Origin of the sequence: Streptomyces sp. W16 (genome assembly GCF_033194735.1) — a bacterium.
Taxonomy (GTDB): domain Bacteria; phylum Actinomycetota; class Actinomycetes; order Streptomycetales; family Streptomycetaceae; genus Streptomyces.
Window position 1 is genome coordinate 1 of the sequence record NZ_JAWOAI010000077.1, and the last position, 25,580, is coordinate 25,580.

General features: G+C 69.6%; 18 protein-coding genes and 2 pseudogenes. 6 read left to right on the top strand and 14 right to left on the bottom strand.

Annotated elements, in window-relative coordinates:
• On the top strand, positions 1–2,139 hold a 2,139-nt coding region (locus R6V09_RS13200), incomplete at its 5' end, for an ATP-binding protein (RefSeq protein WP_442810045.1).
• A gap of 66 nt (positions 2,140–2,205) precedes the next feature.
• Here the strand turns inward: R6V09_RS13200 and R6V09_RS13205 are convergent.
• The 3 genes from R6V09_RS13205 to panB form a co-directional block, all read right to left on the bottom strand.
• Positions 2,206–3,027, bottom strand: a complete 822-nt coding sequence (locus tag R6V09_RS13205) for an ABC transporter permease (protein ID WP_317881588.1) — start codon at positions 3,025–3,027, stop codon at positions 2,206–2,208.
• On the bottom strand, positions 3,024–4,043 hold the full coding sequence (locus tag R6V09_RS13210; RefSeq protein WP_317881589.1) for an ATP-binding cassette domain-containing protein: 1,020 nt from the start codon (positions 4,041–4,043) through the stop codon (positions 3,024–3,026). The genes R6V09_RS13205 and R6V09_RS13210 overlap by 4 nt, the downstream gene beginning before the upstream one ends.
• Positions 4,044–4,311: 268 nt before the next feature.
• Positions 4,312–5,187 (bottom strand): 3-methyl-2-oxobutanoate hydroxymethyltransferase, encoded by an 876-nt coding sequence (gene panB / locus R6V09_RS13215; protein WP_317881590.1) that lies wholly within the window; start codon positions 5,185–5,187, stop codon positions 4,312–4,314.
• 203 nt (positions 5,188–5,390) lie between these two features.
• Between panB and R6V09_RS13220 the strand changes: the two genes are divergently transcribed.
• From R6V09_RS13220 to R6V09_RS13235, 4 genes and pseudogenes are all read left to right on the top strand, one after another.
• Positions 5,391–6,980: an MFS transporter gene (locus R6V09_RS13220; RefSeq protein ID WP_317881591.1), complete on the top strand. Its 1,590-nt coding sequence runs from the start codon at positions 5,391–5,393 to the stop codon at positions 6,978–6,980.
• A 53-nt stretch (positions 6,981–7,033) separates the two neighbouring features.
• Positions 7,034–7,654 (top strand): TetR/AcrR family transcriptional regulator, encoded by a 621-nt coding sequence (locus R6V09_RS13225; protein WP_317881592.1) that lies wholly within the window; start codon positions 7,034–7,036, stop codon positions 7,652–7,654.
• A gap of 296 nt (positions 7,655–7,950) precedes the next feature.
• A pseudogene (locus R6V09_RS13230) lies at positions 7,951–8,902 on the top strand (endonuclease/exonuclease/phosphatase family protein).
• 98 nt (positions 8,903–9,000) lie between these two features.
• Positions 9,001–10,215: an MFS transporter gene (locus R6V09_RS13235; RefSeq protein ID WP_317881594.1), complete on the top strand. Its 1,215-nt coding sequence runs from the start codon at positions 9,001–9,003 to the stop codon at positions 10,213–10,215.
• Between the two features lie 70 nt (positions 10,216–10,285).
• Here R6V09_RS13235 and R6V09_RS13240 read toward each other — a convergent pair whose 3' ends face one another.
• The 4 genes from R6V09_RS13240 to R6V09_RS13255 form a co-directional block, all read right to left on the bottom strand.
• Positions 10,286–12,322 carry an NAD(+) synthase gene (locus R6V09_RS13240; protein ID WP_317881595.1) on the bottom strand — a complete coding sequence of 679 codons (2,037 nt, stop codon included), beginning with the start codon at positions 12,320–12,322 and terminating at the stop codon, positions 10,286–10,288.
• 100 nt (positions 12,323–12,422) lie between these two features.
• Positions 12,423–14,381: a S53 family peptidase gene (locus R6V09_RS13245; RefSeq protein ID WP_317881596.1), complete on the bottom strand. Its 1,959-nt coding sequence runs from the start codon at positions 14,379–14,381 to the stop codon at positions 12,423–12,425.
• 228 nt (positions 14,382–14,609) lie between these two features.
• Complete coding sequence (locus R6V09_RS13250) at positions 14,610–15,239, bottom strand: DUF305 domain-containing protein (RefSeq protein ID WP_317881597.1); 630 nt, start codon at positions 15,237–15,239, stop codon at positions 14,610–14,612.
• On the bottom strand, positions 15,236–15,907 hold the full coding sequence (locus R6V09_RS13255) for a DUF3105 domain-containing protein (RefSeq protein WP_317881598.1): 672 nt from the start codon (positions 15,905–15,907) through the stop codon (positions 15,236–15,238). The genes R6V09_RS13250 and R6V09_RS13255 overlap by 4 nt, the downstream gene beginning before the upstream one ends.
• 354 nt (positions 15,908–16,261) lie before the next feature.
• On the opposite strand from R6V09_RS13255, the gene glnA reads away from it, so the two are divergent.
• Positions 16,262–17,623, top strand: coding sequence for a type I glutamate--ammonia ligase (gene glnA / locus R6V09_RS13260; protein WP_093631824.1), 1,362 nt, complete (start codon positions 16,262–16,264; stop codon positions 17,621–17,623).
• Positions 17,624–17,822: 199 nt separating this feature from the next.
• Here the strand turns inward: glnA and fxsT are convergent, their stop codons facing one another.
• The 7 genes and pseudogenes from fxsT to R6V09_RS13295 form a co-directional block, all read right to left on the bottom strand.
• Entirely contained in the window at positions 17,823–20,408 is a 2,586-nt protein-coding gene (gene fxsT / locus R6V09_RS13265) for an FxSxx-COOH system tetratricopeptide repeat protein (protein WP_317881599.1), read from the bottom strand.
• A 110-nt stretch (positions 20,409–20,518) separates the two neighbouring features.
• Positions 20,519–21,538, bottom strand: coding sequence for a TolB family protein (locus tag R6V09_RS13270; RefSeq protein ID WP_317881600.1), 1,020 nt, complete (start codon positions 21,536–21,538; stop codon positions 20,519–20,521).
• Positions 21,535–22,830: an MFS transporter gene (locus R6V09_RS13275; protein WP_442810046.1), complete on the bottom strand. Its 1,296-nt coding sequence runs from the start codon at positions 22,828–22,830 to the stop codon at positions 21,535–21,537. The genes R6V09_RS13270 and R6V09_RS13275 overlap by 4 nt, the downstream gene beginning before the upstream one ends.
• Position 22,831: 1 nt before the next feature.
• Positions 22,832–23,707 (bottom strand): alkaline phosphatase family protein, encoded by an 876-nt coding sequence (locus R6V09_RS13280; protein WP_317881602.1) that lies wholly within the window; start codon positions 23,705–23,707, stop codon positions 22,832–22,834.
• Positions 23,708–23,930: 223 nt separating this feature from the next.
• Entirely contained in the window at positions 23,931–24,371 is a 441-nt protein-coding gene (locus tag R6V09_RS13285; protein WP_317881603.1) for a VOC family protein, read from the bottom strand.
• Positions 24,372–24,395: 24 nt separating this feature from the next.
• A pseudogene (locus tag R6V09_RS13290) lies at positions 24,396–24,482 on the bottom strand (pyridoxamine 5'-phosphate oxidase family protein); the annotation flags it as partial.
• 60 nt (positions 24,483–24,542) lie between these two features.
• Positions 24,543–25,298 (bottom strand): helix-turn-helix domain-containing protein, encoded by a 756-nt coding sequence (locus tag R6V09_RS13295; protein ID WP_317881604.1) that lies wholly within the window; start codon positions 25,296–25,298, stop codon positions 24,543–24,545.
• Between the last annotated feature and the right edge of the window lie 282 nt (positions 25,299–25,580).

Consider the following 25,580-nt stretch of genomic DNA (forward strand, 5'->3'; position numbering starts at 1 on the left):
GACAATTGCGAGCACGTCGTGGACGCCGCCGCCCGCCTCGTGGAAGCCCTGCTGGAGCGCTGCCCCGAGCTCACCGTGCTCGCCACCAGCCGCGAACCCCTGGGCGTACCGGGGGAGTTGCTGCGCCCGGTGGAGCCCCTGCCCGACCCCGTCGCGCTACGGCTGCTCGCCGAGCGGGGCGCGGCGGCCCGGCCGGGGTTCGCGGTCGAGGACGACATCGAGGCCTGCGCCGAGATCTGCCGGCGGCTCGACGGGATGCCGCTGGCCATCGAGCTGGCGGCGGCCCGGCTACGGATGCTGACGCCGCGTCAGATCGCCGACCGGCTCGACGACCGCTTCCGGCTGCTCACTTCGGGCAGCCGTACGCTGCTGCCCCGTCAGCAGACCCTGCGGGCCGTCGTCGACTGGTCCTGGGACCTGCTCGACGCGGACGAACGGGAGGTGCTGAGCACCCTGTCCGTCTTCGCCGGCGGCTGCGACCTCGCCGCCGCCGAGGCCGTGTGCGGACCCGTCGCGTTCGAGACGCTCGGCTCCCTCGTCGACAAGTCCCTTGTCGTGGCGGCCCCTTCGGGTGAGGGGGAGATGCGCTACCGGCTCCTGGAGACCGTCGCCGAGTACGCGGGCGAACGGCTCGCCGAGTCCGGCCGCCGCCCCCGCGCCGAGCGCGCCCATCTGACGTACTACCGCGAACTCGCCCGCACCACCGACCCGTTGCTGCGCGGCCCCGGCCAACTCGCCGCCGTGGAGCGGCTGGAGCGCGAGTACGAGAACCTCCGCACCGCCCTGCGGCACGCCGTCGCCGAGCGCGACGAACAGGAGGCCATCTGTCTTGTCCTGTCGCTGATCTGGTACTGGCAGATGCGCGACGTCCGTATCGAGGCCCGCAACTGGTGCCGTGAGGTCATGGCCCTGGGCCCCGACCCCTTCGCCGCCCCCGTCCAGCGCGCCGCCCCGGTCTGGCAGCGCTGCACCGACGTCCCGCCCCCGCTCACCGGAGAACTCCTCGCCGAGGCCCGGCGCGGCCTCCATCTCGCCCATCTCGCCTGTATGGACACGGAGTTGGACGCCTGGGAGGCGCCGGCGGCGAAGGAGAAGCTGGGGGTCATCGCCCAGGTCTACGAACCGGGCCTGCCGCAGACCTGCCGTACGCCCGGCATGTTCTGGTTCTTCGCCGTGATGCTGAGCGGCAGCGTGGAGCGGCTGCCCGCGATCCTCGACGCCGACGTCCACACCTGCCGGACCACCCCCGGCATGGAGTGGGAGCTCGCCACCACCCTCCAGATGCGCGCCAACATGCTCGCCAACCGCACCGACTGGGCGGGCGACGCGGCCCGGGACGCCGACGAGTCGCTGGAGATCTTCCGCCGCATCGGCGACACCTGGGGCATCGCCGAGGCGCTCTCCGCCCGCGCCGAGGCCCGGGAGCGCACCGGCCAGTACCGGCTCGCCGCCACCGACTACCAGGCCGCGATCGAACACGCCGAACGGCTCGGCGCCCACGGGCAGACGGCCGTACTGGGCGCCCGGCTCGGCAGTGTGCTCATCGAGGAGGGAGAGTTCGAACGCGGCGAGCGCATCCTGCGCGAGGTGATCGACCGGCCGAACGGTGTGAGCAGCGAGGCGATGCCCGCCGCCCGGATGTTCCTCGCGGGCCGCCTCGCCACGTCCGGCCGGATCCCGGAGGCACGCGAGGAACTGCGGCTGCTGCGCGAGGAGTTCCACATCGCGCACTTCATCGTCTTCGACTCGTTCATCCTCGGCTCGGAGGCCTGGGTGGCGGCGCTCGACGGCGAGTACGAGGAGGCCCTGGACAAGATCCGCAAGGCGCTGAAGCGGGCCGGTGACCCGCTGTCCGAGGCCATCGCCCCGCACATGACCTCGCTGTACCTGGGGATCGCCGCGATCCCCCTCACCGAGCTCGACGGCGGCGACCGGGCCAGGGACGGCGTCCGCTGCCTCGTCGCGGCGCGGGCGCTGCTGCCGCCCGGGCATGTCGCGACCTTCATGGAACGCGAGGTCTACCGCCAGGCCGAACGGCACGCGCGCGGCGCGCTCGGCGACGCGGCCTACGAGGCGTCCGCGGCCGAGTACGCCGAAGGCGGCAGCCTCTCCGCGAAGGAGGCCGCCGCCCTGGTGTGAGCCGACGCGAACCCGGTGGGACGGGCGGCCCGTGAGCCGTACCGCCCGATGAGGCGCACGGCCGGGTCAGGTCTTGGTGCGGAACTTGTAGATCGAGATCGGGGCCATCACCGCGGTGAGCCCCACCGACCAGGCCAGCGTCAGCAGCGTGCCGTGGGCGACCGGGCCGCCCACCATCAGCCCGCGGGCCGCGTCGGCCAGGGCGGACAGCGGGTTGTAGTCGGTGAAGTTCTGCAGCCAGCCCGGCATCGACCCGGTCGGCGCGAAGATCGACGAGCCGAACTGCAGCGGCATCAGCACCAGGAAGCCCATGGCCTGCACGGACTGCGCGGACTTCATGGTCACGCCGAGGGTGAGGAACACCCACATCAGGGCCGAGCCGAACACCGCGGACAGCCCGATCGCGGCGAACATGCCGAGCCAGTGGTGGATGTGGAAGCCGACGAGGACACCGACGACCATCAGCACGGCGGACGCGACCAGCATCCGCATCATCTCGACCGAGATCTTGGCGATCAGCACCGAGGCGCGCCCGATGGGCAGCGACCGGAACCGGTCCATGACCCCGGTGTGGAAGTCGGTGTTGAAGCCGGTGCCCACTCCCTGGGCCATGTTCATGCCCATCATGGCGAGCAGCCCGGGCACGACGTACTGCACGTACGCCTCCTGCCCGCCGCCGAGCGACTGCCCGATCGAGCCGCCGAAGACGTACACGAACAGCAGCGTGAAGATGACCGGGAACAGGATGGCGTCGAACATCGACTCCGGGTCCTGCCGGATCCACAGCAGGTTGCGCCGGATCAGGGCGCCGGTGTGGCGCAGGTGGTTGCGCAGGGGGATACGGGGGTCCGCCGCGGCGTCGACGGGGTGCACAGCGATGGCGCTCATACGGCGACCTCCTCGCGGTCTTGGGTGGGCACGGTGTCCTGTGGGGCACTGGCGCGGTGGCCGGTGAGGGACAGGAACACCTCGTCCAGGCTGGGCAGTTCGGTGGAGATGGAGGCGATGGTGAGGCCGCGGGCGCTCACCGCGCCGACCACGGCGGTCAGTTGCTCGTCGCTGAGGATCGGCACCAGGACGGTGCCGCTCTCCACGTCTACGGTGACGGTGGCGAGTCCGGTGATGCCCAGCTCGTCCAACGCGTGGGCCAGTGGCCGTAGTTGCAGTGGATCTGTCGGCCGGATGCGCAGCGCCCGTCCGCCGACCTTCGCCTTCAGCTCGTCGATCCCGCCGTTCGCGATGACCTTGCCGTGGTCCACCACGGTCAGCTCGGAGGCGAGCGCCTCGGCCTCCTCCATGTACTGGGTGGTGAGCAGCACGGTCACGCCGCCGCCGACCATGGACTTCACCTCGTCCCACACCTCCATGCGGGTGCGCGGGTCCAGGCCGGTGGTCGGTTCGTCGAGGAACAGCACCTGCGGGTGCCCGATCATCGACGCGGCGAGGTCGAGCCGTCGCCGCATACCGCCGGAGTAAGTACTGGCGGGCCGCTTGGCGGCATCCGTCAGCGAGAACCGCTCCAGCAGCTCGTCGGCGCGGGCCCGGGAGTCCTTGCGGGACAGGTCCAGCAGCCGCCCGATCATGTAGAGGTTCTCCCAGCCGGGGAGCTTCTCGTCCACCGAGGCGTACTGGCCGGTGAGGCCTATCACCCGGCGCAGCTGGCGGGGCTGGCGCAGGACGTCGTAGCCGGCGACGGTGGCCTCGCCGGAGGTCGGGGCGAGCAGTGTGGACAGGATGCGTACGAGGGTGGTCTTACCGGCACCGTTCGGCCCGAGCACACCCATCACGGTGCCCTCCCGGACGTCCAGGTCGACGCCGTCCAGCGCCTTGGTCTCGCCGTAGTGCTTGACCAGCCCCCGCACGGTGACCGCCGTGCCGCTGGGAGTGTTGTCGATTCGCGTCATGCCGATGACAGTGCCAGCGTCTGCCGACAGAACACCGACATCCCACCGACAGCGGCCTACAGGTGACCGACGGCCCGTGCACAGGCCCCTTTTTCCCACCCACCCACCCGTCTCGGGTGTTTTGGAGGTTCACCTTTTGACCGACAGTAAACGGGTGGTGGGTGGGCATAGGCCGGGGGTCTGGGGGCGGAGCCCCCAGCAACGGGGCAGCCCCGCCGACGGGGGAAGATCGGCGGGGCTGCGTAGTGCCGCAGTGGCTCTGAACCGGTCAGTGGACCGAGTGCTCCTCAAGGGGGAACGTTCCGCCGACCACGTCCTCCGCAAACGCCTTCGCCGCGTTGCCCATGACCGAACGCAGATCGGCGTACTGCTTCACGAACTTCGGCATCTTCCCGCCCGTCAGCCCCAACATGTCGGTCCACACCAGGACTTGGGCGTCGGTCTCCGCCCCCGCCCCGATCCCGACCGTAGGAATGTGCAGCACCCGCGTCACCTCGGCCGCCAACTCCGCCGGAACCAGCTCCAGTACGACCGCGAACGCCCCCGCGTCCTGCACGGACTTCGCGTCCCGCAGCAACTGCTGAGCCGCCTCCTCGCCCCGCCCCTGCACCCGGTACCCCATCGAGTTCACGGACTGCGGAGTGAGACCGATGTGCGCCATGACCGGGATCCCGGACTCGACAAGCAACCGGATCTGCTCGTGCGACCGCTCGCCGCCCTCCAGCTTCACCGCACCGACCCCGGCCTCCTTCACCAGCCGGGTCGCCGAGCGCAGCGCCTGCACCGGACCCTCCTGGTAGGACCCGAAGGGCAGGTCGCCGACGATGAGCGCACGCTGCGTGCCCCGTACGACCGCGGCGGACAGCATGGTCATCTCGTCCAGCGTGACGGGCACGGTCGACTCGTACCCGAGGTGGCAGTTGCCCGCCGAGTCGCCGACGAGCATGACCGGGATCCCGGCCTCGTCGAAGACGGACGCGGTCATCGCGTCGTAGGCGGTGAGCATGGGCCACTTCTCGCCGCGTTCCTTGGCGAGAGCGATGTCGCGAACGGTGATACGGCGTGTGCCCTTGCCTCCGTACAGCGCCTTGCTGCCGTCGGAGGAGCTGTTCTTCACAGTCTGGGCAGCCGAAAGCTGCGTCATTGCAACGGCTCCTTCAGTCATCTTGAGGCACCCTTACGGCGTCCCCAGATCCCCTCCATGGTGGCACCTCGTGTCACGGAGGGCCAGAGGGGCCCACGTCACCCACGTCACGTAAGGAGGCATGCGTAAGGTCTGAGTAAAACATTTACGATACGGCACGGTCTCGTATCGAAATGCGTCCGGGACTCCCTAGTCTGGACCGCATGACCACTCCACCCGTCCCGGGCACCCGGATACCCGAAGCGGTGCACCGTCGCCGCTGGGCGATCCTCGGCGTGCTGATGCTGAGCCTGCTGATCGTGGTGCTCGACAACTCGATCCTCAACGTCGCCATCAAGACCATCTCCACCCCGGCGCCGACCGGCCTGGGCGCGACACAGAGCGAGCTGGAGTGGGCGATCAACGCCTACACCCTCGTCTTCGCCGGCCTGCTGTTCACCGCCGGTCTCCTCGGCGACCGGCTCGGCCGCAAGAAGGTCCTGCTCGGCGGGCTCGTCGTGTTCGGCGTCGGCTCCGCGCTGGCCGCCGAATCCGGCTCGCCGACCCAACTCATCGTCTTCCGCGCCCTGATGGCCCTCGGCGCCGCGTTCGTGATGCCCGCCACCCTCGCCGTCCTCATGAACGTCTTCGAGCGCGAGGAGCAGCCCAAGGCCATCGGCATCTGGGCGGGCGGCGTCGGCCTCGCCATCGCGATCGGCCCGATCACCGGCGGTGTGCTCCTCGACCACTTCTGGTGGGGCTCGGTCTTCCTGATCAACGTGCCGATCGTGATCGTCGCGCTCGCCCTGATGATCTGGCTGGTCCCCGACTCCCGCGACCCGAAGCCCGGCCGCCTCGACCCGGTCGGCGTCGTCCTGTCCGTCGTAGGCCTCGTCCTGCTGGTCTACGGCATCATCGAGGGCGGCGAGCTGGCCGACTTCACGGCGCCCAAGGTGCTGTCCACGATCCTCGCCGGCGTCGTGGTCCTCGCCGGGTTCGTGTGGTTCGAGAAGCGCAGCGACCACCCGTCCATCGATGTCACGTACTTCAAGAACAAAGTGTTCTCGGCCGCGATCGCCGCCATGGGGCTGGTCTTCTTCGCGCTGATGGGCGTGACCTTCTTCTCGGTCTTCTACACCCAGAGCGTGCGCGGCTACTCGCCGCTCCAGACCGGTCTGCTGATGCTGCCGCTGGCCGCCGCGCAGATGATCTTCGCGCCGCGGGCCCGGCTGGTCGTCGACCGGTTCGGCCACAAGGTCACGACGGGCGTCGGCCTCGTGCTGCTCGCCGGGATGCTCGGCGCCTTCGCGACCCTCGACGCGGGCACGCCGATCTGGGTCCTGGAGGTCATCTTCTTCCTCATGGGCACGGGCATGGCACACGTCATGACCCCGACCAGCGTCGTCATCATGCAGGCCCTGCCGCGCGAGAAGGCGGGCTCCGCGTCCGCCCTGAGCAACACCTTCCGCCAGGTCGGCGGCGCCCTCGGCATCGCCGTACTCGGCTCGGTGCTGTCCACCGCCTACCGCAACGGCATCGAGGGCAAGCTCGGCTCGGTGCCGGCCGCCCTCCGCGACACCGCCGGTGAGTCCATCGAGGCCACCCTCGGTGTCGCCGCGAAGCTCGGCCCGCAGGGCAGGGCCCTGATCACCCCGGCCAATGACGCCTTCCTGCACGCCATGCACGTCACCGCGCTGTGCGGCGCGGGCGTCGCGGTCGTCGGCGCGGTGGTCGCCTTCCTCTTCCTGCCCGGGAAGCCGACGGTCCGTCAGGAGGGCAAGGAGGAGCAGGAGTTGGTCGTCGTAGGCGAATAGCGACGACAATCACCACAGCGGGGAACGGGGGGACGACGAAGGGACGGAGTGAAGTGAGCCTTGCCGACAACGGAACGCGGCAGTGCGCCCCCACCAGGGGACGCCCGCGCAGCGAGGCCGTCGAACGCGCCATCACGGAGGGCGTGATGAAGCTCCTGGAGGAAGGCGTGCCCCTGGCCGAACTCTCCATCGAGCGCATCGCCCGCACCGCCGGTGTCGGCAAGGCCACCATCTACCGCCGCTGGCCGGGCAAGGAGGAACTCTTCGTCGACGTCGTCCGCGAGGCCGAGCCGCACGACCCCGAACTGCCCGGCATCTCCCTGCGCGACGACCTCGTCGCCATGATGGAACAGCTGCGCCAGCGCGGCCTGATGACCCGGTCCTCGGCGCTCCTGCACAACGTGTACGCGCAGATGAAGAGCGCCCCGAAGGTGTGGGCCGCGTACAACGCGACCGTCGTGGAACCCCGCCGCCGCAAGCAGGTCGAACTGCTGCGCCGGGGCCAGGAGAACGGCGAACTCCGCACCGACCTCGACGCCGAGCTGATGAACGACATGCTGGTCGGCCCGATGCTCCTGCGCACCGTGATGCGCGCCGACGCCGACCTCCCCGAGGGGCTGTCCGAACTCCTCGTGGACACCGTGCTGGTGGCCCTGCGGCCCGCCGATTCGTAGTCGAAGTGCGCCGTGCCCGAATGTGCGCGTCTCGTCACAACCCCTGCCCACGGGCCGGTATCCGGAACTCACGGTGCCGACTTGTTCGTCCTCGTGCCCGTACGGCCGTCATGGGACGGCGGATCGGAACCGATCATCCCCTAGGGTCGTAGGCGCGGGGACGATGGTGTGCACGGCAGGTAGTGAGGCGACGGTATGGCACAGCAGGCGTATGTGGCGGAGACGGACGACGGCGGCTCGGGGGACGAGTCGCGCGGAAACCGACTTCGGCGCCTGCGGAACAGACTGCTCGACGGCTGGCGGGGCGACCGGAGGATCTGGCGCCGGGGCCTGATCCTCGCCGCGCTGGCGATCCTCCTCGCCCTCGTCATGCTGCTGCACTCACACATCCCGAACCGGATCGGCAACCTCGGCAGCCTCACGGAGACCTTCCTGCCCTGGTTCGGGATCGCGATCCCGCTGCTGCTGGCCCTCGGCCTGTTCCGCAAGTCGGCGACCGCGCTGATCGCCGTCGTGCTCCCGGCGGTCGTCTGGCTGAACCTCTTCGGCGGGCTGCTGCTCACCGACAAGACCGGCACCGGCGGCGACCTGACCGTGGCCACGCACAACGTCAACGCCGACAACCCCGACCCGGCCGGTACGGCCCGTGACGTGGCGGCGTCCGGCGCGGACGTCGTCGCCCTGGAGGAGCTGACGGCCTCGGCGGTCCCGACATACGAGAAGGCACTCGCGTCGACGTACAAGTACCACGCGGTCGAGGGCACGGTCGGCCTGTGGAGCAAGGACCCGATGACCGGCGTCAAGGCCGTGGACATAAAGCTGGGCTGGACCCGCGCGATGCGGGCCACCATCACCACCCCCGAGGGACAGATCGCGGTCTATGTCGCCCACCTCCCCTCGGTGCGGGTGAAGCTCGAAGCCGGCTTCACCGCCCGGCAGCGCGACACGAGCGCGGACGCGCTCGGCGAGGCCATCGCCGGCGAGCCGCTGAAGCGGAAGATCCTCCTCGGCGACCTGAACGGCACGATGAACGACCGCTCGCTGAACGCCGTCACCTCCCAGATGCGCTCCACGCAGGGCGCTGCGGGCGACGGCTTCGGGTTCAGCTGGCCGGCGTCGTTCCCGATGGCGCGGATCGACCAGATCATGGTCCAGGGAGTCGAACCGGTGACGTCGTGGACCCTCCCCAGGACCGGCAGCGACCACCTCCCGATCGCGGCCCGTGTGAACCTCGACACGAGCTCTTAACCTCGTGGAATAGGGGGCCTGGGAGTCTTTGTTCCGTAACTGAACTTAAGCTTGGCAGTACGGAACTCCGCTCTCCCTTGAAAGGCACAGGCACTTCCATGCCCCTGGCCCTGCTCGCTCTGGCCGTCGGCGCTTTTGGTATCGGCACCACCGAATTCGTGATCATGGGCCTGCTGCCCGAGGTCGCGGACGACCTCCACGTCTCGATCCCCACGGCGGGACACCTGGTTTCGGCGTACGCGCTGGGGGTCGTCATCGGCGCTCCGCTGCTCGCGGCGGTCACCGCCCGCCTGTCCCGCCGCACCGTCCTCATCGGCCTGATGGTCCTGTTCGTGGCGGGAAACGCCCTCTCGGCCCTCGCGCCCGGCTACGACTCCCTCCTCGTCGCCCGCTTCCTGAGCGGCCTGCCGCACGGCGCCTTCTTCGGCGTAGGAGCGGTGGTCGCCACGACCATGGTCGCGCCCGAACGCAAGGCGCGCTCCGTCTCGTTGATGTTCCTGGGCCTCACGGTCGCCAACATCGTGGGCGTGCCCGCCGCCACGCTGATGGGCCAACACCTGGGCTGGCGGGCCACGTTCCTCGCGGTGAGCGTCATCGGCCTGGCGGCGATAGCGTCGCTGGCGTTGCTGATCCCGCACGACCACGCACACGCGCCGACGGTGGGCCTGCGCCGCGAAATGGCGGCTCTCCGCTCCCTCCCGGTCTGGCTGGCCCTCGGCACGACGGTGGCAGGCTTCGGAGCCCTGTTCTCGGCCTACAGCTACATCACCCCGATGCTCACTGACGCGGCGGGCTTCGCCGACGGCAGCGTGACGCTCCTGCTGGCCCTGTTCGGCGTAGGCGCGACGGCAGGCAACCTGGTGGGCGGCCGGCTGGCGGACCACTCCCTCCGGGGCACGCTCTTCGGCGGTCTGGTGTCCCTGGCCGCGGTCCTGGCCCTGTTCCCCCTCCTGATGACCACGGAGTGGAGCGCGGCGCTCGCGGTCGTCCTGCTGGGCGTGGCGGCGTTCGTGACGGGCTCCCCGCTCCAGCTGATGGTGATGGAGAAGGCGGCAGCAGGCCCGTCCCTGGCCTCCTCCGCAAACCAGGCGGCCTTCAACCTGGCGAACGCGGGCGGCGCCTGGATCGGCGGCCTGGCCCTGGCGGCAGGCTTCGGCGCTACGTCACCTGCGCTGGCCGGCGCGGTATTGGCCGTACTGGGACTGGGAGTTGCCGCTACGGCGTGGAGCGTGGACCGGCGCCGAGCGGTACCGGGCCGCGAACGCGTGGTCGCAGCCCACGTCCCCGAACAGGCACCGGCGTTGCACCCCTGACTCGGCCCGCCCACCCACCACCCGTTTACGGTCGGTTTGAGGGTTCACCCTCAAACCGACCCGCACCCGACTAGTCGAACCGCTCCAAATCCCGCAGCCAAGCCGTAGCCGACCCATCAGACGGCGCCCGCCAATCCCCCCGAGGCGACAGCGAACCCCCCGCCGAAACCTTCGGCCCATTCGGCATCGCCGACCGCTTGAACTGCGCGAACCCGAAGAAGCGCCGGCAGAAGACCTCCAACCACCGCCGGATCTCCGGCAGTTCGTACGCCACCCGCTTCGCCTCGGGGAACCCCGGCGGCCAGGCCCCGCCGCCCACCTCGTGCCACGCGTGCCACGCCAGGAACGCGATCTTCGACGGCCGGAACCCGTACCGCAGCACATGGAACAGCGTGAAGTCGTGCAGCGCGTACGGGCCGATCTTCGACTCCGTCGACTGCATCTCCTCGCCCGGCACCAGCTCGGGGCTGATCTCCGTGTCGAGGATCGCGGCGAGGATCTTGCCGGTCTCCTCGTCGAACTGGTCGCTGCTGATGACCCAGCGGATGAGGTGCTGGATCAGGGTCTTCGGCACGCCGGAGTTGACGTTGTAGTGGCTCATCTGGTCGCCGACGCCGTACGTGGACCAGCCGAGCGCCAGCTCGGACAGATCGCCCGTGCCCAGCACGATGCCGTTGCGCTGGTTGGCGAGCCGGAACAGGTAGTCCGTGCGCAGGCCTGCCTGCACGTTCTCGAAGGTGATGTCGTACACCGGCTCGCCGGAGGCGAAGGGGTGGCCCATCTCCTTCAGCATCAGCCGTGCCGTCGGCGTGATGTCCAGCTCGGCCGCGGTGACGCCGATGGCCCGCATCAGCGCGTGGGCGTTGTCCTTGGTGTGGTCGCTGGTCGCGAAGCCGGGCAGCGTCCAGGCGAGGATGTCGCTGCGCGGACGGCCCGCGCGGTCCATGGCCCGCGCGGCGACGATCAGCGCGTGCGTGGAGTCCAGGCCCCCGGAGACCCCGATGACGACCTTCGGGCCACCGATCGCCGCGAGCCGCTGCTGAAGGCCCTCGACCTGGATGTTGTACGCCTCGTAGCAGTCCTGCGCGAGGCGCTCCGCGTCGGCCGGCACGAACGGGAACCGCTCCAGGCGCCGGCGCAGCCCCAAGTCGGTGAGCGGGGGGTTCAACTCGAAGGAGACCGTGCGGAAATCACCGGTACGCGCCCGATGGGTACGCCTGTTGTCGTCGAACGTGCCCATCCGCTGCCGCTCCTGCCGCAGCAGGTCCAGGTCCACGTCGGCCACCGCGTACTCGTCGCCGAGCGGGAAGCGGTCGGTCTCGGCCAGCAGCGCGCCGTTCTCGTAGATCATGGCCTGGCCGTCCCAGGACAGGTCCGTCGTCGACTCGCCGAGGCCGGCCGCCGCGTAGACGTAGGCGGCGAGGCAGCGCGCGGACGCCGAGCGGCACAGCAGCTTGCGGTCCTCGGCGCGGCCGACCGTGATGGGGCTGCCGGAGAGGTTGACGAGGACGGTCGCGCCGGCGAGGGCCGCCTCCGCGCTGGGCGGCACCGGCACCCACATGTCCTCGCAGATCTCCGCGTGCAGCACGAGCGACGGGACGTCCCGCGCCGCGAACAACAGGTCCACGCCGAAGGGGACTTCCTCCCCGCCGACACGGATCGAACCGCCGCGCTCGTCCGCCCCGTCGGCGATCTGGCGGCGCTCGTAGAACTCGCGGTAGTTCGGCGGGTACGACTTCGGTACGACGCCCAGGATCCGGCCCCGGTGCACCAGCACCGCGCAGTTGTAGATCCGGTTGCGGTGCCGCAGCGGGGCGCCGACGACCAGCACCGGCAGCAGGTCCGCCGAGCCCGTCACCACGTCCCGTAGCGCCTCCTCGACCTGGTCGAGCAGCGCGTCCTGGAGCAGCAGGTCCTCGATGGAGTAGCCGCACAGGCCCAGCTCCGCGAAGACGGCGACGGCGACGCCCTCCTCGTCGCACCGGCGGGCGTGGCGCAGGACCGCTTCGGCGTTGGCGTGCGGGTCCGCGATCACGGTGTGACCCGTGCAGGCGGCGACGCGGGCGAAGCCGTGCTGATAGATCGACCAGAAGTTCAGTGGAGGCACGGAGTCAGTGTAATCGTCAGAGCGACGCGATGGGGTGGCGCGGGGTGTCGTGCACCCCACGCCACCCCATCAACAGGTGACTCGCCTACCGCCTACCGGGTCAGTGGTGACCCTTCGGGGAGACGAACGACTCGACGTAGCCGTTCGCGGGCGTGCCCACGCCGGTCACGTCGTCGTAGCCCTTGACCGCGGACAGCGAGCTGTCCTTGCCGAGGCTGCGGACCGAGGTCAGCAGGCCTTCGGTGGCGTCGAAGCCGTTGGCGAAGTCCACGCGGGCGACCGCGAGGTCCGTGCCGGTCGGCTTGTCGGTCACGTCGTGGTAGACCTTCGTGCCGTACTTGGCGTAGATCGACGGGTTGGCGAAACCGATCGCCTTGCCGCCGCGCGCCTCCTGGGCCAGGGCCTGGACCGCCGCGATCACCGGGGAGGCGAGCGAGGTGCCGCCGATCCGGTACTCGCTGTACGACTCCGACCCGTCCGACTGGGTCTGCGTCTGGCCGACCTTGAAGCCGGTGTTCGGGTCGGCGATCGCCGAGATGTCCGGGACGACACGGTTGCCGGTGGCGCTGTTGGCCTTGGCGAGCGCGTCCGGGACGACACCCTTCTGGTAGAAGGGCTCGGCCACGGTCTTGCTGGTGCCGCCGCCCGCGCCCGAGGTGAAGATGCCGGGGAAGCTGGTCCAGCTCTTGCCGTCGGTCGACAGCGCGGCCTTCTCGGTGCCCCAGCCGGTCTCCCACAGGTACTTGTCGCCCTTGCCGACGGCGAGGGAAGTACCGCCGACCGCCGTCACCCACGCCGAGTTGGCCGGGGTGTCGACCTGCTTCACCTTGGTGTTGGCGACCTCGTCGCCGTTGTCACCGGAGGAGAAGTAGAAGCCGATGCCCTCGACCGCGCCCAGCTGGAACACCTGGTCGTAGGCGGCCGCGAGGTCCGGGGTCTGGTTGGCCTCGATGTCGCCCCACGAGTTGGAGACGATGTCGGCCAGGTGGTTGTCGACGATCTTGCTCAGCGAGTCGAGCAGGTCGTCGTCCATGCAGGAGGCGGCGCCCACGTACGTGACGTTCGCGTCCGGAGCCACCGCGTGCACGGCCTCGACGTCGAGGGTCTCCTCGCCGTACCAGCCCGAGGCGTCGCACTCGTCGGCGCCGGTGTGCGTGTAGTCGCTGGGCAGAACCTGCTTCAGCTGACTGGTCTTCCAGGTGGCGTCGCCGTGCTTCTTCGCGTAGGTGGCCGCGTCGAATGCGATGGTCGGCGAGGCGTAGGCGTCGGTGATGGCGACGCGCACGCCCTTGCCCGTGTACTTGCCGGCGCCGTAGGCCGCCCGCAGCTGCTTGCCGGTGTAACCCTCGATCGCGTACGGGATCTTCTGGCCGTAAGCCGAGGGCAGGGTGCTCGCGGTGTTGGAGCCGTAGTACGAGGAGAACGGTCCCGAGTTCTTGAACACCGCGGTCGGACCCGGCAGCGTGTCGTCGTGGTTCGCCTTGTGCGGGGCGTTGTCGAGACCGGTGACGGTCAGGACGGCACCGTTGAGGCTGTCCGGCGCGGAGGCCGTCTTCGACGGGGCGCGGTAGGTCTTCGACCCCTTCGAGTAGTTGTGCAGCGAGGTGCTGAACGCCTTCTCGACCGCCGCCACGTCACCGGAGACGGTGACGTAGTGCTGCGTGGTGCCGGTGACCTTCAGCCCGGCGGACTTCAGCCAGGACTTGACGGCGGTCACCTGGGCCGTCGTGGCGCCGAAGCGCTGCTGCACCTGAGCGGCGCTCAGGTACTTGCCGTACTGAGCCGACTCCGGGTCGGAGACGGCCTTGGCGTACGCCGCGAGGCCGGAGGCGTTCCGGCCGGCGAGGTAGACCCGGGCGGAGACCTTGGAGCTGTCGGAGGTGGCTCCCTTGTCCGCCTTGGCCGTCGCCCACGCGGGCTTGGTGCCCGCGAGCGAGTCCCGGCCCGGGGTGTCCGCGGCGTGCGCCGCGGGTATACCGAGCGCCAGAGCGCCGGCGATCATGGGCAGTGTCGCTGCCATGCTCACGCCGGCGCGCATGGTGGCGCGATTGGATCTCATAAAACCCCCTGCTATGCGGTTCGACGCATGGAGTGGTCGGTCATCCGGGATCCGCACGGAACCTGCGGCGGGAGGGTCCGTGGATGGATCACACGATGGGGGCCACTCTTTCGATGAACCGTTCATGCCAGGGGAACGCGAAAGTCAAGAGAAACCCAAGGAACCGTCAGCCAGGGCGAATTGGGTGGTTTTTTCCTTACGGGCATGTAACGAACGACCGGGGATGCTTTACGAACGCGCTTTTGCGCCACGCGCCTTGAGCATGTCGGCCATCAACTGGATCTCCGACTGCTGCGCGTCGACCATCCCCTGCGCCAGCCGTTTCTCCACCCCCACCCGGCACTTCTCCACACACCCTTCGGCCATGTGGATCCCGCCCTTGTGATGGTCCGTCATGAGCTGCAGGAAGAACACCTCGGCGGGCTTGCCGCTCAGCGAATTCAGCTTCTTCAGCTCGGTGTTGGTCGCCATCCCCGGCATCAGCGCGCCGTCCTTCCCGGACGCCATGTCACCCATGCCCATCCAGGTCATCGGCGGATCGGCCGACACCTTCGGCAGGTCCCACAGGTCCAACCAGCCCAGCAGCATGCCCCGTTGGTTGGCCTGCGTCTGCGCGATGTCGTATGCGAGCCGCCGCACTTCCACGTTCTTCGTACGATCCCGCACGATGTACGACATCTCGACGGCCTGCTGGTGGTGCACCGCCATGTCCCGCGCGAACCCGGCGTCCGCCGAATCGGCCGTAGGAGTAGCGGAGTTGGCCGATCCGCCGCCGTCCTCGGCGACCGCGTACGTGATCGCGCCGGCCGCGACGAGCGCCACCGCCGCGGCCCCCGCGACGAGTCCCACCTGCCTCACTGCGACAGCCCACCCGTGCAGGCCGCACCCGGCTCGGGTGTCTGCTTGCCCTGCACGAACTCGGCGAAGAACTTGTTCACGTCCGGGTCGCTCGCGCTCTTCACGGTGCGCTGGTGCCCCCACGCCGACAGCGTGATCGGGTCCTTCTGGCTGTCGTAGGGACTCATCAGCGAGTACGGCGTCGACTTCACCTTGGCCGCGAGCGCCTTGACGTCGGCGGCCGAGGCCTTCTTGTTGTACGTCACCCAGACCGCGCCGTGCTCCAGCGCGTGCACCGCGTTCTCGTCCTTGACGGCCTTGGCGTAGACATCGCCGTTGCAGTTCAGCCAGACCGGGTTGTGGTTGCCGCCGACCGGCGGGTGCATCGGGTAGCTCACCGTGCCGGTGACGTGGGTGCGGCCCAGCGTCCCCTTCCACGTGTTCACGCCGTCCGAGCCGGCCACGAAGTGCCCCGAACCGCCGCTCTTGGAGTCACTCGCGGAGCTGTCCTTCTTGCCGGACTGCGCGTGCACGACGGCGACCCCGCCGACGACGAGACCGGCGACCACCACCGTGCTCGCCGCGATCTTCACGAGCTTGGCGCGTCGCTCGCGAGCCTGCTCGGCGCGCCGCATCTCCTCGATGCGGGCCTTGCGCGCCGCGTTGCCGGTGTTCTTCGCGGAACCCATGAGATGTGTGTCCTTTTGGGGGAAGGGACGGGAAGGTCGGGACCCGCTGATCGTAGTGGGGGAGTAAAGGGTTCTCGTAGGGCGCCCACAGCAAAGACCGCGGAAGAGTGCGAAGTGCCCCGGGCCAGGCATTACGAATGTCAGTCCGAGCAGGCAAGATGGTCAGCAGATGGGCATCACATGGGCATCAGCGCGGGACACCTGCCGTTCGTGAGCCGTTCAGCCCGAGGACGGCCGGTCGATCAAGGTCGGCAACGCGCACGAAATGGTGTTGTGGTGGGATGCTCAGGTGCCCGACCGCCTCCTGCGGTACGAGGACAGGCGGCCTGACCAGCAAGGATGGGGAAGCGGAAGATGGACAAGCAGCAGGAGTTCGTGCTCCGGACGTTGGAGGAGCGCGACATCCGGTTCGTACGGCTGTGGTTCACGGACGTGCTGGGCTTCCTCAAGTCCGTCGCCGTGGCCCCCGCCGAGCTGGAACAGGCCTTCGACGAGGGCATCGGCTTCGACGGCTCCGCGATCGAGGGCTTCGCCCGCGTGTACGAGTCCGACATGATCGCCAAGCCGGACCCCTCCACCTTCCAGGTCCTGCCCTGGCGCGCAGAGGCCCCCGGCACGGCTCGTATGTTCTGCGACATCCTCATGCCGGACGGCTCCCCGTCCTTCGCGGACCCGCGCTACGTGCTCAAGCGCGCCCTCGCCAAGACCTCCGACCTGGGCTTCACCTTCTACACCCACCCGGAGATCGAGTTCTTCCTCCTGAAGGACCGCCCCCTCGACGGCTCCCGCCCCACCCCCGCCGACAACTCCGGCTACTTCGACCACACCCCGCAGAACGTGGGCATGGACTTCCGCCGCCAGGCGATCACCATGCTGGAGTCGATGGGCATCTCGGTCGAGTTCTCCCACCACGAGGGCGCCCCCGGCCAGCAGGAGATCGACCTCCGCTACGCCGACGCACTCTCGACGGCGGACAACATCATGACGTTCCGCCTGGTCATGAAGCAGGTGGCGCTGGAGCAGGGCGTACAGGCGACGTTCATGCCGAAGCCGTTCTCGGAACACCCGGGGTCGGGCATGCACACGCACCTCTCGCTCTTCGAGGGCGACCGGAACGCGTTCTACGAGTCCGGCTCGGAGTACCAGCTCTCCAAGGTCGGCCGCTCCTTCATCGCGGGCCTGCTGAAGCACGCGGCGGAGATCTCCGCCGTCACCAACCAGTGGGTCAACTCCTACAAGCGCATCTGGGGCGGCTCCGAGCGCACGGCCGGCGCCGGCGGCGAGGCCCCGTCCTACATCTGCTGGGGCCACAACAACCGCTCGGCCCTGGTCCGCGTCCCGATGTACAAGCCCGGCAAGACCGGCTCGGCGCGGGTCGAGGTCCGCTCCCTGGACTCCGGCGCGAACCCGTACCTGGCCTACGCCCTCCTCCTCGCCGCCGGCCTCAAGGGCATCGAAGAGGGCTACGAACTCCCGCCGGGCGCAGAGGACGACGTCTGGGCCCTCTCCGACGCGGAACGCCGCGCGATGGGCATCGAGCCGCTGCCCCAGAACCTGGGCGAGGCCCTGACTCTGATGGAGCGGAGTGACCTCGTCGCCGAGGCGCTCGGCGAGCACGTCTTCGACTTCTTCCTGCGGAACAAGCGGCAGGAGTGGGAGGAGTACCGGTCTGAGGTGACCGCGTTCGAGCTGCGGAAGAACTTGCCGGTGCTGTAGGGGGTAGGGCGGGGCGGGTTTCCTGCTGGGTTTGGCACGTGGGGCCGACGGATGTTGACCGTCGGCCCTGTGGCGTTTTGCTGCTCTGGGGGCATTCGACGTCGGGGCGGCGCCCTCGGAGGGATTCGCGGACGTCGTCCATGGACGTCCATGGACCGAGATCGCGCAACTTGTGTTGTGGGGAGGGTGAGTTGCCTGATCACTCTTCGGCGCCGGGGTCCTGCCGCCCCTGATCCAAGCGTTCCAGGAACTCCATGGTGTGAAGGGTGTTGGGGTGGTCTTCGCCGAGGATCCGTCGCCGTCGGTTCAGGGTGTCTACAGCGAGTGTGCGGGCCTTCTCCCACTGTCCCAGAGCCGCCAGCCGGATGGCCAGGTTGTTGGCGCTGCTCAGGGTGTTGGGGTGGTCTTCGCCGAGGACTCGCCGCCGTCGGTTCAGGGTGTCTTCATTCAGAGTGCGGGCCTCCTCCAGCTGCCCCAGAGCCGCCAGCCGGACGGCCACGTTGTTGGCGGTGGTTAGGGTGTCGGGGTGGTCTTCGCCGAGGACTCGCCGCCGTCGGTTCAGGGTGTCTACAGCGAGTGTGCGGGCCTCCTCCGGCTGCCCCACATCCGCCAGCTGGAGGGCCAGGTTGTTGGCGCTGGTTAGGGTGTCGGGGTGGTCTTCGCCGAGAATCCGTCGCCGTCGGTTCAGGGTGTCTTCATCCAGGGTGCGGGCCTCCTCCAGCTGTCCCACATCCGCCAGATCAGCAGCCAGGTTGGAGGCGGTGGTCAGGGTGTCGGGGTGGTCGTCGCCGAGGACTCGCCGCCGTCGGTTCAGGGTGTCTACAGCGAGTGTGCGGGCCTCCTCCGGCTGCCCCAGAGCCGCCAGCCGGAGGGCCAGGTTGTTGGCACTGGCCAGAGTGTCGGGGTGGTCCTCGCCGAGGAGACGGCGGCGGCGTCGAAGAGTGTCCTCATCCAGGTCGCGGGCCCGCGCAAGGTCCCGGACATCGGCATGGGCGTGGGCGAGGTACTGGGCGGTCCATAGTGTGCCCTCGTGGTCCGGACCGAGTTGCCGGGACCAGAATTCGTACAGCTGCTGGAGGCGGTCCCGGGCGGTGTAAGTCTGGCCGCGATCCATCAGGTACCAGCAGGCGTCGCGGACCGCATCCCGTCCTGCCTCAGTGGTGATGAGGTCCGGGTCCACCGTGAGGAGGTGCGGCAGCAGTACCCGCCAAACGGGCCATGTCGAGGGAAGGCTGACATCTCTGGGGGCTGCTGCGGTCAGTAGGGCTTCGGCGTCCTGGCTCGCCTTCTCGCGTTGGTCGGGTGTGAGCTGGTCGTGCAGGACGGTCTGGTTGAGGCGGTGGAGCTGGATGGTGCCGTCCTGGGTCCGGGCCAGGCTGTGCTCTGTGATGGCGCGCAGGGTTGCGTGGGCGGCGAGGCGGGTGGTCAGGGCCTCGGTCAGAGGGGTGGAGGCGTTGTCAGGGAGGTGGCCGGCGCAGGCGGTGACGGGGAAGGGCTCGGGCGCCAGCAGGGCCAGGGCGGACAGCAGGGCGGCTGCCCCTGGGTGGTCGGATTCCAGGCGGGCGGTGGTGAGGCGGACCTGCGCGGCCAGCGAGACGGGATAGCCGGAGGGGCGACCCTCGGTCAAGACTGCGGCCGTGCTGCGGGCCAGTTCGGTGCTCAGGTCGGCCGCTGACAGGCCGTCCGCAACAAGCGCTGCGGCCTGGGCGAGGGCCAACGGAAGATCGTCAAGGTCCCGGGCGAGGTGGTCGGCGTCGGTCTCGTCCAGGACCGCGCCGTGGGCCTGCAGCAGTGTGAGGGATTCGGTGCGGGTGAAGACGTCGATGTTCAGTGGGGTGGCGTGGGTGTGCCAGTGCGGGTTGCGTGAGGTGATCAGTACGTGGCCGCCTCCGCCCGGCAGGTGGGGGGTCAGTGCGGCGGGGTCTTCGATGTTGTCGAAGACCAGCAGCCAGCGGGAGCGGGTGCGCAGCTCGCCCAGCAGCGCGTCCACGGCGTCGGTGGTGGGCGCGTCGGCGGGTGCGGCGCCGATGCGGGTGGCGAGCTGGGCGAGCTGGTCGGGGATGAGGGCGGGGTCCTCGGCCGCGATCCACCAGGCGAGTTCGTACTCGCCGGCGAAGCGGTGTGCGTACTCGATCGCGAGCTGGGTTTTGCCGACCCCGCCCCGCCCGTGCAGCGCTTGCACTGCCACCCGTCCGCCCGCTGCCAGCGTCTGCCGCAGCCGGACCAGCAGGGAGTCCCTGCCGGTGAAGGAGGCGTTGCGTGCAGGCAAGTTCCACACCCGGGGCAGTGAGCCGGGAAGGCGCGGCCCGCTCCCGCCCAACTGCCGCAACGCCCCGGCAAAGGCCGGCGAAGCCCCGGGAAAGGCGGGCGGACTGGTCGGCCGGGACGGCCCGTTGACCGCCTCCAGCAGCGTCCGGCGGGCGGCGTCTTCGCCCAGCCCGAACAGATCCCGGCTGATCATGGGGCGCAGGATCGCCGGCGAGACCACCTCGGCCACCCGTACCGGAGTGATCCTCTCTTTCATCGCCACGATGGCGGTCCACTCGGGAGTGGTGAACCGCTCCGGCTCGAAGTAGGCCGGCGAGAACAACGCCAGAAAGCGCCCCTGCTCCAGCGCGGTGTTCATCTTCAGGACGAAGTTGTCACCCGCGCCCCAGTCCCAGTAGTCCAACTCCACCTGGAACCCGGCGTCGAGCAGCTGCCACGCCACCCACTCCGCCCAGGCCCGGTCCGCCCCCGCATGACTGACGAACCACGGCCCGTCAGGCGCCCCTACGCAGCCCATCCCACATCCCCCGAGTCCAGCCACCACCGCACTGAACCACCGAGCCTAGAACCCCCAGCCCCCAACTGACCCGTATTCACCCAACCTGCCGGTTCCGCGGCCCGCTCGCCCTACTTCACATACGCCGGCGACACCGCCGCCGTGCTGATCCGCCGAGCCCTTCCCGTCCCGTCCGCCGGAACCTCGTACAGGTCTGCGCCGTAGTCCCCCGGCAGCGCATAGACGATCATCCCGTCATCCCGCCACACCACCTGGTCGTCCACGCTCCGTGACTCGGCCAGCGGCGTCTCGCGCATCGTCCGCAGGTCCAGGACGTACAGGTGCCACGGGGCGTCCTTCGGGAGGCCCTTCACCCGTTTCTTGAAGGCGATGCGCGTGCCGTCGGGGGAGAGGGACGGGCATTCGACGTTCGTGTGGATCGTGGTGACCGTCCGAGCGCGTAGGTCGCCCCTGACCAGGTACGTGCTGCCCTTCGTCGCCAGCGTCGCGTAGAACATGCGGTCGTCCGCCGCGAAGGTCACGCCCCAGAAGTTGACGTCGGCCGCGTGGTAGGCGTGGCCGTCCTTGAGGACGCGGAATGACTCTAGGGACGGGATCAGCCGACCCGTCCGGGTGTCTACGATCGCCGCCCGCGTCGAGAAGTTCGTACCCGCGTACGAGTCGCCGCCGACGAACGCCGTCCACGCCGCGTAGTGGCCCGTAGGGGAGACCCGGGCTCGGGAGGGGATGCCGGGGACGTCGTAGCGGGCCTTCTCCTTGAGGTGGGCGTCGAGGATCAAGGCGCGGTAGGTGTCGGTGACCGTGCCGTGGACTGCCTGGAGGCAGACTCCGGTGCCTGAACTGGCGTAGAAGCGGAGGCACTTGAGGCCGGAGGCCGTGCGTGGGCCGGAGGGGTTGGAGGCCGGGACCGTCGTGAGTTCGTCTCGGTGGGGGCCCCAGGCCATGTTGCGGAACACCATGGTGCCGGGGGACGTGAGGGTGACCCGGCCCGCGGTGACCTGTGGGCCGTCGGGCTGGACCTGGTCCCGCTGCCCGGCACGCGCCGACGCGTGGAGTACCGAGGCGACGGCGATCCCTGCCAGCAGGACGATCGCCGTGGCGAGGATCAGGATGCGGTTGCGCAGGGTCATCGGGAAGGCTCCAGTACTGATCGGCCGGGGCGGAGCGTCAGCGCGAACGCCGCGCAGATCGCCAGCGCCACCGCCGATGCCATGAGCGCCGTACGGTCGCCCCACAGCGTCCACGCCGCCCCGAAGCCCAGCGAGCACACGAACCGCGCTGCCGCCTGGCCTGTCTGGACCAGCGCCAGGCCCGACGAGCGCAGTTCCTCCGGCACGCTGTCCGAGGCCGCCGCCATCAGTACGCCGTCGGTCGCCGCGTAGAAACCGCCGTGCAGGAGGAGGACTGCGTAGGGGAGGGCCGTGCCGTGCCAGGAGGTCAGCAGCAGGGCGTACGCCGTGAGGAGGGCGCCGTGGCCGGCCAGGAACACCCGCCAGCGGCCTACGCGGTCCGCCAGGCGGCCCAGTGGTACGGCGAGCAGGAGGAAAGCCGCCGCCGTGCCCAGGGGGAGCAGGGCGAACCAGCGGTCGGGGACGCCGAGGCGGCGTTGCAGGAGCAGGTACACGAAGGAGTCGCTGACCGTCGCCAGGCCGAGCAGGAGTGCGCAGACGGTGATGCGGCGCAGGTCGCGGCGGGCGAGGAGGGCGAAGGCGGCGCGGAGGGTGGGGCGGCTCGAAGTCACCCGTGCCGGTGGTTTGCCGCCCGGCACGAACAACACCAGCACCAGCACCCCCACCACCGCCACACAGAAGCTCACCGTGAACACCGCGTCGTACCCGTCGACCGTCGCCCGCAGGATCAGGAACGCCACCAGCGGGCCGAGCAGCGCGCCCGCTGTGTCCATCGCGCGGTGTACGCCGAAGGCACGACCGCGGTTCTCCGGGGTGGAGGACAGGGAGATCAGCGCGTCGCGGGGTGCCGTGCGCAGGCCCTTGCCCGTGCGGTCGGCGGCCAGGATCAGGCCGATGGGGGTGAGGGTGTGGGCCAGGAGGAGGAGAGGCTTGCAGGCCGCCGAGACGGCGTAGCCCGCGCCCGCCACCCACTTGTGGCGACCGCCGCCCCGGTCGGCGAGGTGGCCGCCGGCCAGGCGGACGAGTGCCGAGAAGCCGTTGTAGATGCCGTCCAGGACACCGAAGCCCAGCGGTGACAGACCGAGGCCCGTTACCAGGTACAGCGGCAGCACCGCGGTCACCATCTCGGACGACACGTCGGTGATCAGGCTGACCGCGCCGAGTGCGAAGACCGTGGGGGCGACGACGGCGGACACCCGCGCCGTACTACGGGTACTACGGGCAGTACCCGTAGTACCCGTAGTACCCCCGGCACTTGGTTCGGCGTTGGCGCGGCTGTCCGCCACGTACATCTCAGGACGCCCAGATGCCGGTGATGTCTGCGGCGGAGGCCGCGTTGCCCGCGTGGGTGGTCAGGCCCTGGGAGTCCTCCAGGGTCCGCAGCAGGTTGTAGTGGTTGTACGTGGTCGAGGACGTGGCGCCCGCGGTCACCGGCTGGCCGTAGAAGACCGTCGGGATGCGGTTGCCGCTGAGCAGGTTGTCCTCGTCGAAGGTGACGACGAGCAGGCTGTTGTGGGTCTTGGCCCAAGTGGCGTACGCGCCAAGGTTGTTCTTCAGCCAGGTGTCGCCCGTTGCCACCGAGCAGTCGTGCATGTCGCTGCACAGGTTGGGCGTCACGAAGGAGATGTCGGGGAGGGTCGTGTAGTCCGTCGGGAACTGCGTGAACGTCTTCGCCGTCGATGTCGCGACGTTGGAGAAACCGAACCAGGGGTTGTGCTTACGCGCGTAGTTGCCGCTGCTGCATGTCGTCGAACCCTGGCTGGGCAGCGTCTCGTTGTAGCTGGCCCAGGTGCCGCCCGCCGCCGTCACCTCGGAGGCGAGGTTCGCGGCCGAGGAGAAGCCGGCGGTGTAGCAGCTGTCGCTGGTGATGCCCTGGGTGGAGCCGGAGAACAGGGCGAAGTAGTTCGGCTGGCTCGGGTGGGTGATCCCGTACGACTGGGTGAGGGCGGCGCCGCCGGACGCGAGCGAGTTGATGTAGGGGGCACTGGAGGAGCCGATGACCTGGCTGTAGGCGTGGTTCTCCATCACCACGACGACTACGTGGTCCGGGGTCGGCACCCCGGTCGCGGCGTGCGCGGTCGAGGCGGTGCCGAAACCTGTCCAGACCCCGACGGCGGCTGCCGAGAAGGCGAGCGCGGACGCCACGACGGTGCGGCTGCGGCGGTACATGGAACCAACGGAACCGCCGGAACCAACGGAACCAACGGAACCGCCGGAACCGCCGGAACCTCCGGAACTGCGCGAACTGCCAGAACTGCCGGACACTTCAACCTCCGGGTGGGGGGAGGACGGGGGTGACGGTGCGGACAGAGCATGCACACGCCAAAATGCCCGCATCCCACCGCTCCCAACCCGATGGATGAAGAAGAGATGAACTACTGCTGGTGGCGAACTACTGCTGCGGCCCGGCCAGTTGGGCCAGCACCTGGTGCAGCGGCTCGGTGGCCCGCTTCCGGTACTCCTGGATCGCCCAGCCGTTGCCGTCCGGGTCCTTGAAGTACATGAAGGTGGCGCCGTCCTGCGGCGCGAACTGCACCGGCTCACTGACGTCGAGCCCGCGCGCGGTCAGCTCGTCGTAGGCCGCCTTCGCGTCCTGCACGCACAGCTGCATGCCGTGGTACGTCCCCGGCTGCGGCGTCCCGGTCGGCACCTGCAAGCCGTCGACCAGCGCGATCGAACACCCGGACCCCGGCGGCGTCAGCTGCACGATCCGCACGCCCTCCATCACCTCGCCGTCGAGATCCACGTGGAAACCGACCTTGTCCTGGTAGAACGCCTTGGCCCGGTCCACGTCGGAGACGGGCAGCAGTATCACTTCGAGGGTCATGTCCATGGCTTGACTCCTTTGTCAGGCACGTCACTCGAACCGCCACCGCGTCTGGCTGAACGGCTTCCCCTTACCGAAGCCGAAAACCGTGCGGGGCGCCACAGCGAACACGAAAGCGCGGATCGCCGGCCAGGGACCAGGGACCGCGCCCGTCGCGGGAACTCGTCGGTCGCCCGCTCAGACCGCCTCCGCCTCCGGGAACACGCGAGCCACCGCGGCGACGCGGCTGGAGACGCCGAGCCGGTTGAAGGCGTTCTCCAGATGCTTGCGGACGGTGCCGGTCGAGACGACGAGCTGCTCGGCGATCTGCGGGGTGCTCATACCGCGCGCGACGCAGCGCAGGACGTCGAGTTCGCGACGGGTCAGCCGCACCGGGGAACGGCGTCGGAGGGCGGCCTCCTGGTAGATGGCGTACAGGTGCGGGGCCAGCAGGCCGAGCGTGGTCATCTCGTGGTCGTTGAACGGCTTCGGGTCCTTGCGGAAGAACTGGTAGACACGGGTACGGCCCGGGGCGGTGGGCAGGGCGACGGCGGCGATGCACTTGAACGGCCGCAGATGCTCCGTGTAGATCGGCAGGCGCATCAGCTCGCGCAGGGGCATGAAGTCGGTCATCTGCGTGACCTGGGGGCTGGTGTGCACCCGCGCGACCTCCACGCACTGCAGATGCTGGTGCCGCCAGCGCCAGTAGCCCTCCAGCGTCGCGTCGCCGCCCACGTCGCCCCAGTCGTCGTACGGCGTCTCCTGCTCGTTGACGTGGATCCGGGTCGGGACGTCCAGCTCGGAGAAGCAGGCGCAGTCGCACGGCACCAGACGCTGCAGACCGAGCAGCAGGGACTCCGGGGGTACGGCGTCGGAGGCGTCCTGCCTGGCCTCGGCCAGGATGTCCGCCATCCGCCGCAGATGGACCTCGGCTGTCGTGAAGGGTGGGGTCATGGCGGCCTCCCGGTGGCCGGTTCTCGCCTGCCGTGAATCTACGCCCGGCCGTGTCCCGGAGCGCCGGAGATTCGTCAAATGCCGAATGGGATACGTCCGTTGATGCGCGCATTGTCGACTCGGACGGCCGCTCCGGCCGCCGCAGGACACGGAGGCAGCTCATGAGTTCCCAGCCGCGCACCCACGACGGACGCATCCACGACGGACGCATCCACGACGGATGCGCCCACCCACGCCCCCACCCACGCCCCCACTCACGCCCCCACCCACGCCCCCACTCAC

Coding starts and splice junctions, on each gene's coding strand:
- R6V09_RS13205 (WP_317881588.1), bottom strand. CDS start 3,027: ATGAGCGCCATCGCTGTGCACCCCGTCGACGCCGCGGCGGACCCCCGT.
- R6V09_RS13210 (WP_317881589.1), bottom strand. CDS start 4,043: ATGACGCGAATCGACAACACTCCCAGCGGCACGGCGGTCACCGTGCGG.
- panB (WP_317881590.1), bottom strand. CDS start 5,187: ATGACGCAGCTTTCGGCTGCCCAGACTGTGAAGAACAGCTCCTCCGAC.
- R6V09_RS13220 (WP_317881591.1), top strand. CDS start 5,391: ATGACCACTCCACCCGTCCCGGGCACCCGGATACCCGAAGCGGTGCAC.
- R6V09_RS13235 (WP_317881594.1), top strand. CDS start 9,001: ATGCCCCTGGCCCTGCTCGCTCTGGCCGTCGGCGCTTTTGGTATCGGC.
- R6V09_RS13245 (WP_317881596.1), bottom strand. CDS start 14,381: ATGAGATCCAATCGCGCCACCATGCGCGCCGGCGTGAGCATGGCAGCG.
- R6V09_RS13255 (WP_317881598.1), bottom strand. CDS start 15,907: ATGGGTTCCGCGAAGAACACCGGCAACGCGGCGCGCAAGGCCCGCATC.
- glnA (WP_093631824.1), top strand. CDS start 16,262: ATGGACAAGCAGCAGGAGTTCGTGCTCCGGACGTTGGAGGAGCGCGAC.
- fxsT (WP_317881599.1), bottom strand. CDS start 20,408: ATGGGCTGCGTAGGGGCGCCTGACGGGCCGTGGTTCGTCAGTCATGCG.
- R6V09_RS13270 (WP_317881600.1), bottom strand. CDS start 21,538: ATGACCCTGCGCAACCGCATCCTGATCCTCGCCACGGCGATCGTCCTG.
- R6V09_RS13275 (WP_442810046.1), bottom strand. CDS start 22,830: ATGTACGTGGCGGACAGCCGCGCCAACGCCGAACCAAGTGCCGGGGGT.
- R6V09_RS13280 (WP_317881602.1), bottom strand. CDS start 23,707: ATGTACCGCCGCAGCCGCACCGTCGTGGCGTCCGCGCTCGCCTTCTCG.
- R6V09_RS13285 (WP_317881603.1), bottom strand. CDS start 24,371: ATGGACATGACCCTCGAAGTGATACTGCTGCCCGTCTCCGACGTGGAC.
- R6V09_RS13295 (WP_317881604.1), bottom strand. CDS start 25,298: ATGACCCCACCCTTCACGACAGCCGAGGTCCATCTGCGGCGGATGGCG.